Below are 1883 nucleotides of genomic sequence, written 5' to 3' on the forward strand. Positions count from 1 at the left end.
CCGTCCCGCTTACGCGATCGGGAGCGGTGGTGGTGCTGGAGGGAGCCGAAACCTTGGCGGAAAGCGCTGCCAATGCTTTGTTGAAAACCCTGGAGGAGCCAGGCCCAGCCCATATTATACTCATCGCCCCCCAGGCGGCCTCGCTGTTGCCGACGCTGTTGTCCCGCTGCCAGATGGTGCCTTTTCGCCGCCTCAGCCCAGAAGAGGTCGACCGGGTGCTGAGTGGGTTGGGTTGCCCAGATCTGGCAGGGATCCCTCGATCCGAGCTGATTGCCTTGGCCCAGGGCAGCCCCGGCTTGGCCTTGCTGGCCCACCAGCACCTGCAGCAGATCCCGCCGTCGCTCCTTGAGGAACTCAAACGTTGGCCCTGGCACTCTTCTCTCCAGCAGGCATTGGAATTGGGCAGAGGGGTGGCCAGTTTGGAGCTGCCGGCACAACTGTGGCTGATCGATTATTTGCAGCAGCATTTTTGGGCGCAGGGATCCCGTCAGCCGTTTGCGCCAGGGGTGCAGAGCGCCATCCGGCAGTTGGAACGTATTCGCCAACACCTGTTGCAACTGGTGCAGCCCCGTCTCTGTTGGGAGGTCAACCTTGCCAGCATTAGCCCGGGTGGGTGATGTGGTAGCTGCCGTCGGCTTGTACCCAGGCGATCTCCGGGATCCGACATTGGCGGGCATAGGCTTCGATCTCTTCAGGGGCCCGATCCAGCAATTCCAGCTCCACCGCCTCCGTTCGCGTCAGCGGTGCGGTGCACTCTTCTCGCCAGCGGGCGGCCAAGGCCAGCGCCGCCGGGATCCCTGCCGGCACCAGGGGCACCACCAACCGTTTGCAGCCCATCTCCTCGGTTTGGGGATCGGGGGGCAAGAGCCGCAGCAGCGTATCCGGCAGAAGGGTAAAGCCGATCCCCGGCTGTTCGACCTGCTGAGGGCTGTAGAGAGCATGCAGCCGGTCGTAGCGCCCCCCCAGAGCAATGACCTCCCCGCTCGCCACTGCCTGAAAAACGATACCGGTGTAGTAGGCCAGGGTTTGCAACAAGCTCAGATCCAGCACCACCCGCACCCCGTGTTCCTCCAGCACCTGGCAGAGCTGCCGCAGATCCCGCAGCCGCTCAGGCGGCACAGGCAACTGAGCCAGGTCAGAAAGAACTGAGCCGGGCTGTCCCCGCAGCCCCAGAATCTGCAAGCCAATTTGGCGGGCGGCTTCCGGCAGAGGGGCCGATTCCAGGTAAACGTAGTCGAGCTGGGCAATGGCACGGCGCACTGCCGCTTGAGCCGTGGGGGCAACGGCGCTGAGCAAACTCTCGGTGAGGCTGACATCTCCCAGCAGCAGCGTCCAGGCGGCCTCCGTCCCGTTTACACAAGAAGAGATGCCGATCGAGCGAATGCAATCGGCCAGCAGCAGCAGAATCTCGGCATCTGCCAGCCATCCCCCTGCCCCGATCAGCTCCACTCCGGACTGAAAAAACTCCTGGCTACTGTAGGATCCCTCCTCCCGCCGGCTGTTGCGAAAAACGCTGCCGTGGTAGTAGAGCCGCAACGGCAAAGGCCCACCGGCTAGACGGGTGGCTGCCGCCCGCACAATGGAAGCAGTGAACTCGGGGCGCAGCCCCAGCATCGTCCCTTCGCCATCCCGCAGTTGCAGCACCGACTCAGCGCGGATGGATCCCCCCGCCAGCAGCGTTTCCAGCCGCTCTAGGGTGGGAGTGATGATGCGCTGGTAGCCATGGCGCCGGAAAACCCGGGTCAGCTGAGCCTCCAGCTTCTCCCGCCGTTGTACTTCCCGCGGCAGGAGATCCCGGGCACCGCTGGGGGGGCGCAGACTGCTGGAGACGGTGGAACTGGCCTCAGGGCGGGGATCCCAAAAGTGCTCCGCACCGCTACCGC

1 protein-coding gene and 1 pseudogene are annotated in these 1883 nt (G+C 64.4%); one reads left to right on the forward strand and one right to left on the reverse strand.

Annotation, left to right across the window (positions count from 1 at the left end):
- Positions 1-617 (forward strand): annotated as a pseudogene (locus tag NW819_RS08660) (DNA polymerase III subunit delta'); the annotation flags it as partial.
- Here the strand turns inward: NW819_RS08660 and NW819_RS08665 are convergent.
- Positions 601-1883: ATP phosphoribosyltransferase regulatory subunit (locus NW819_RS08665; protein WP_414413504.1), on the reverse strand; the 1283-nt coding region annotated here is incomplete at its 5' end. The pseudogene NW819_RS08660 and the gene NW819_RS08665 overlap by 17 nt on opposite strands.

It is taken from the genome of Synechococcus sp. R8-2, from assembly GCF_047461715.1.
Lineage (GTDB): Bacteria > Cyanobacteriota > Cyanobacteriia > Thermostichales > Thermostichaceae > Thermostichus.